Annotated in this window: 7 protein-coding genes; 4 read left to right on the top strand and 3 right to left on the bottom strand. The window is 37.1% G+C overall.

The window, feature by feature from the left end:
• The first annotated feature begins 58 nt into the window (after window positions 1–58).
• The gene (locus tag ACERCG_RS12005; RefSeq protein WP_373612285.1) at window positions 59–1192 is read left to right on the top strand and encodes a hypothetical protein; all 1134 of its coding nucleotides are present in this window, start codon (window positions 59–61) and stop codon (window positions 1190–1192) included.
• A 171-nt stretch (window positions 1193–1363) separates the two neighbouring features.
• Here ACERCG_RS12005 and ACERCG_RS12000 read toward each other — a convergent pair whose 3' ends face one another.
• Together ACERCG_RS12000 and ACERCG_RS11995 are read right to left on the bottom strand one after the other, a co-directional pair.
• Window positions 1364–2452: a hypothetical protein gene (locus ACERCG_RS12000; protein ID WP_373612284.1), complete on the bottom strand. Its 1089-nt coding sequence runs from the start codon at window positions 2450–2452 to the stop codon at window positions 1364–1366.
• A gap of 241 nt (window positions 2453–2693) precedes the next feature.
• Complete coding sequence (locus ACERCG_RS11995) at window positions 2694–2924, bottom strand: hypothetical protein (protein ID WP_176809304.1); 231 nt, start codon at window positions 2922–2924, stop codon at window positions 2694–2696.
• A gap of 168 nt (window positions 2925–3092) precedes the next feature.
• Here ACERCG_RS11995 and ACERCG_RS11990 point away from each other — a divergent pair, with 168 nt between their 5' ends.
• The 3 genes from ACERCG_RS11990 (at window position 3093) to ACERCG_RS11980 (ending at window position 5101) form a co-directional block, all read left to right on the top strand.
• The gene (locus ACERCG_RS11990) at window positions 3093–4289 is read left to right on the top strand and encodes a hypothetical protein (RefSeq protein WP_373612283.1); all 1197 of its coding nucleotides are present in this window, start codon (window positions 3093–3095) and stop codon (window positions 4287–4289) included.
• Window positions 4290–4512: 223 nt separating this feature from the next.
• Window positions 4513–4719: a hypothetical protein gene (locus ACERCG_RS11985; RefSeq protein ID WP_373612282.1), complete on the top strand. Its 207-nt coding sequence runs from the start codon at window positions 4513–4515 to the stop codon at window positions 4717–4719.
• A complete protein-coding gene (locus tag ACERCG_RS11980; protein WP_373612281.1) occupies window positions 4661–5101 on the top strand; it encodes a hypothetical protein in 441 nt (146 codons plus the stop codon). The genes ACERCG_RS11985 and ACERCG_RS11980 overlap by 59 nt, the downstream gene beginning before the upstream one ends.
• Window positions 5102–5233: 132 nt before the next feature.
• On the opposite strand, the gene ACERCG_RS11975 is transcribed toward ACERCG_RS11980, so the two are convergent.
• The coding region (locus ACERCG_RS11975) for a hypothetical protein (protein WP_373612280.1) at window positions 5234–5451 on the bottom strand (218 nt) is incomplete at its 5' end.

Here is a 5451-nt window from a genome sequence, read left to right as displayed (position 1 = left end):
TTATATTTTTGAAAGTATTATATTTACACTCAAATAGAACAAAAAAACATCTAATCGAATGACTTTTACACTAATTGCTAACAATAAGTACACTTATGACATCTACAACCGTGTGGCAACGAGGGAGTTTGACACAGACTTTGCGAAGGATGGGTTTGAGCGTGTGGAAAGCTATCAGTATGATTCGTATGGAAACCTTATTGATACTAAGACTGACGTATTAGGTGATAATATCTCTGTCAATGCAATAAGAACGAGTGAAAGAGATCTGTATGGACGCGATAAATTCATTCGCAATTACCAAGCAGATGGTACGTTAACGAACAAGGTAGAGCATGTATATAATGAATACTCTCAACTAGCCAAACAGGTTAACTATAGCTCTGAAGCCCAAGTTGCAAATAACCTGATTTATACCAGAGACGAATTTGGTAGAGTAGCAACAGCTTGGGAAGATAGAAATGGTAATAATGTCTGGGATATAGGTGATGTCAAACTTGAGCATACTTATGCGGATAGTATTACCCATAACCTAGCTAGCCGAGTGTTGACCCAAGTAACATCAAATGGAGAAACTAAAGTTACTAATATTTACACTTATGATGAACTAAATAGAAATATAGCATCATTTGCTGATAGAAATAATAATGGTAGATTTGATAGTGATGAAATAATGGAAAAACTTTCCTACATTGGCGAAACTAGCAGTCGTGATACTGCTAAAAACTACCGTGGAGATACTTTAATAAGTATCTATAAGTTTATGTATCAAGATGCGGAGGCTGGTGGTAACTACATCGGATATTTGGATACTAATGCCAAAAATGAAACTACAATTCGATATGGTTTTAATGCTAATCGTTCAACCAAGGATGACTACACCTCTGATAATTGGAGTACCTTCTTAGACAATGCTAAAGGCAAAGTTGTAGAAATTATTCTTACTAATAATCTTGCTAAGACAGATATAACCCTAGATAAAGATGTGGTTGCGAAACTTGCTAAAAACCAAATGTTACGGATTAGTGGCGATGCCACCGATACGGTGAGACTCAAAGACGATACGGAATTCACCAAGTTGGATACAACCGTGAAAGCTGGTAAGAATGAGTACTACCAATACAGTACAGAGGGCGATGGACAAACCTATACGTTGCAAATCGATACTGACATCAATGTTGTTTTAGCCTAATCGGTTCACCCTGCAAGCGGTGCATTTTGCTGAGAAATTTGCAAAATGCCCGCTTCGGTTGAAAATTGATAATAAAAAAACCTGTTGCCGACCGGCAACAGGTTTTGTTTTTTTTAAGCAGCGGTGGTTTGCAAATTTCTCGGCAAAACCGACCGCTTGTATACTATGGAATTACAGTAGGTTCACATTAACATCGGTATCAATCAGCAAGGTATAGGTGTCTCCGCCAACTTCTGTGGTGTACTGCACATAGTCGTTAGCCCCCTCCTTCACCGTTGCTTCCTGTTTACTGAACTCTGAACCGTCTTTCAGGTTAATGGTGTCGGTTTTATCACCGTTAATCACTAACCGTCCGGCAGTCATTTTCGCTAACGTGTCGTTATCGAATGTAATCTCTGTGCTTTGGGTTTCATTCGATAAATTCAACGTTTTCAACTTACCGCCGAATTTGTCAAACAGAGCTTGGAATCGCTCCTCAGTGTAGTCTTCGGTTGATGACTTCTGTACACCCCATCCATCATAGACTAGCGTTTCAAACTCCCCTTTATTATTTGAGATAAAGCGAGAGATAGCATCGCCCTCTACTTCTCTATTTACACGAACAGTATAACGTAAGATATCTTCGTCTTCAGCACCTGTCATATAATGATAAGTAGTTGCTAAATTTAGTGTTGAGCTTTCTTCGTAAATGCGTTTAAGATAGTTCTCTCCAACTGAAATTTCACCATTTCCGTCTTTGTCTTCAAGTTCCAGAACCTGTCTGTTATAGTCATCATAGGTAAAGATAACATTTGTTGTAACATCGCCTTTTACATTATGATAGGTAGATTTACGAGCAACAATGAGACCAACGGCATCATCACTGCGGGTAAACTCTTTGATGTTATCACCATTATCCCATACACCTATTTTGCTTCTATCGTCCTGTTCACGAATAGCTCGTCCGTGAGCATTGTAGGTTAAAGAGCGAGTCCAATCTACTTCTCCAGTCTTAGTGAGATATACTGTTTTAGAATGTTGACCGTATAGGTTTCGTTCATATTCAACTTGATTTATCACAGCTTTTGAACTATCCATATTGACTTTTTTGGTAATATTTCCAAAGAGGTCACGTTCATAAGAAATATAATTATCTATGCCAGCGGTTGATGGGTCATCCATTGCGATGCCTGTTTGTCTTCCATAAGAGTCGTAACTATAAGTTTCAACCTTCTCAAAACCCTCTTTTTCCGTATTTGTGTCAAAGCTTCTCGTTGCCACACGGTTGTAGATGTCATAAGTGTACTTATTGTAACCAATTAATAGGTTTTATAGTTCAATTATATATTCTTAATCGCCATAAGCTATATGTTAACCAAATATAAGGCAATAAAAAACGCCTATGAAATCTCATAAGCGTTTTCGATCAGATTAGTTTTTTACTTAACGTATTTTTGTACAACGATTGCAATGCCAAACATCACAAAGGCAAAAACAGCTAATCCAAATGTTAAACCAGTCATTATGTTTCTCCTTGTTTATGTTTATTTCGTCTCAAATGGCGGCTGATGAGCAATGAAAAATAAGCTCCTATTAATAATAAGAATGAGTTAATGATCTTTATAACAGCCGTTTCGTTCCCATAAAGCATAACAGGAATAGCAAGAATTGCAACTTTTGCAATATCATCGGCAATTTTTGCCCAGGCATCAATCGTCTCAGTTTCTATTGGGCGTTTAAATAGATTAAACATATTTTCTCCTTAATTTAGGCATCGCAATATAGTAAGGTTACTTTTTTATAAAGTCAAAACTGTCAATAAAATTAAGTGTTATAATTAACTATATAGGTTCAAAAATTGATTGAATTTTATTCTTATTGGATATTAATTAATCAAGAATGTGATGNATAGGTTCAAAAATTGATTGAATTTTATTCTTATTGGATATTAATTAATCAAGAATGTGATGATAAGTACACTTATGACATCTACAACCGTGTGGCAACGAGAAGCTTTGACACAAATACGGAAAAAGAGGGTTTTGAGCGTAAGGAAACGTACCACTATAACAACCTCAATCAGTTGGTTAGAACTGATCGTGATACATTTGATGTAGGTGGGGATATTGATGCTTATGTTACTTATGAGCGTGATGTTTTCGGGCGTGAAAAAGTAATCAAGGTTCATAGTGATGCACAGGGTTCATTTGAGTTACATCAAATAAAAGAATACGATGCGTACGGATATGTAAATAAAGTAACTTCTTACAATGCTCAAAATCAAGTATCAAGAATTTATAATTCTGAAGCTAATGAGTATGGTAGAGAAGTAGTTTCTTGGGTTGATACTAATCAAAATGGTAAATTTGATGGTAATGAGGTTATGCTATTAAAAACTCTGAGCTCTGTTGATGGAAGACTGCTTAGCCGTATTGATAGATACGCTAATGGTTCAGCAGATGTAACAGTTAGACTACATTATGATCAAACTGATTTGCACCGTGCAACGCTATTTGATAACAATAACAATGGTTCTATTGATAAAGGCGAACGTTATGCTGTACGCAAGTATTTTGAAGGCAGTCGTAGTCAAATTGATTCTTTTGACTATTATCAAGGTACTCAAGATGGCGTAGCCTTTGGTATATTAGAACCTACAGACGAGCTAAAACTCGTGCAGGTGCAAAAACTGCATTACAGTGACTCAGGTCAATCGTTAGGCACAGTTTATGCTAATGGAGAGAGAGTATTTACTGGGTGGTCGTATAATGGTGGAAACGGTGCAGCTATTCGTTCTTCAACAGAAGATTATACTGATGGCAAATTCCAACCGCTGTTAGAACAAATCGGTGGAGCATTGGAACGAATTAATCTTAGCAATGCAACCCAAAGCACAGATATTGCGTTAGATAATAATGTGCTTGCGAAGCTAACGAAGTCAAAATTGACCATTAACGGAGATGCAACTGACACAGTTAGACTGAAAGATAATGCGGAGTTCACACAGATTGAGAATACCAAAGTAGGTAGCAATGAGTACGAACAATACACCACCGAAGTGGACGGTCAGCAATATACCTTATTGATTGACACCGACATCAACGTGGTATTGGCGTAACCTCACCCACAACAAGCGGTCGTTTTTGCCGAGAAATTTGCAAAACACCGCTTGAGATAAAACTAAAACAAAACCTGTTACCAATTCGTAACAGGTTTTTATCTTTTAATCAATCCTTTAAAATTGCCTCTACGATATCTTGTGCCTTACCTAACCAACATCTTAATGTGAAAACAAGGTTTTTATGCTATTATTTAACCAATTACAACCCATTAAGGAGGGTATGATGAATCCAAAGATTCTTGAGGCATTAAAAGAGAGTGATGATAACCCAAATGCTTACAGCATTTCGGTTGATGGCAAAAATTGCTGTCAGGTTATGCAGATGATGGCACTTCAACACACCGCTAGAAAATTGAGCAAGATTGAAAATGATAGAAACGCACAAAGTCCAGAACGTCAAATTTCATCACGACTTCTTTCAACTTAGTGAACAATTTGGTTATACCGCTGAGCTGATTTTAGAATATAGCAAAGAAATTGAAGAATTGGTTCATCTATGGACAACAAATAAGCAAGTTGAAATCTACTCTGAACCTAGTGAAAGAAAATGGGGTAGGCTCAAGGACTCAAGTGGCAAGCATTCAAAAAAGCCAATACCGGGAGCAACGCCATACTATATTAATCTTTTCCATACTCGAGTAGATAAGCTAGAAAACGACCCCTTGTTATTAATTACTTTTGAAGATGATGATTTGATTATCCGAATGTTTACCGACCACAATGATTTATTCGGTAGCAAGGAGCTAAAACAAGATAGGACTGCTCTCATTAAGTTAAAGAAACGAATTTCAACCTTAATTTTCAAATAACTTTGTGTGGATAGTTTTTCATCTACACAACATAAACAAAAACCTGTTACCAATCGGTAACAGGTTTTGTTTTATCTTAAGCGGTGTTTTGTAAATTTTCAGCAAAAAATGACCGCTTGTAGAGGGCTGAGACTACGCCAATACTACGTTGATGTCGGTGTCAATCAATAAGGTGTATTGCTGACCGTCCACCTCTGTTTGGTATTGCTCGTACTCCTGTCTGCCTTTTGTCACATTATCGAGTTGGGTAAACTCGGTGTTGTCTTTCAGGCGGATAGTGTCGGTTGCATCACCGTTTACGACTAACTCAGATTTTGTGAGTTTCGCAAGCACGTTGTTATCCAGCGTAA

This window comes from Mannheimia sp. E30BD (assembly GCF_041807785.1).
In the GTDB taxonomy this organism is placed as follows: Bacteria; Pseudomonadota; Gammaproteobacteria; order Enterobacterales; family Pasteurellaceae; genus Mannheimia.
This window is presented reverse-complemented; position numbering and strand designations above follow the sequence as displayed.

Bases quoted from the DNA above. Each gene is read 5' to 3' on its own strand.
- ACERCG_RS11995 (WP_176809304.1), bottom strand. From the start codon at position 2,924: ATGTTTAATCTATTTAAACGCCCAATAGAAACTGAGACGATTGATGCC.
- ACERCG_RS11980 (WP_373612281.1), top strand. From the start codon at position 4,661: ATGATAGAAACGCACAAAGTCCAGAACGTCAAATTTCATCACGACTTC.
- ACERCG_RS12005 (WP_373612285.1), top strand. From the start codon at position 59: ATGACTTTTACACTAATTGCTAACAATAAGTACACTTATGACATCTAC.
- ACERCG_RS11985 (WP_373612282.1), top strand. From the start codon at position 4,513: ATGATGAATCCAAAGATTCTTGAGGCATTAAAAGAGAGTGATGATAAC.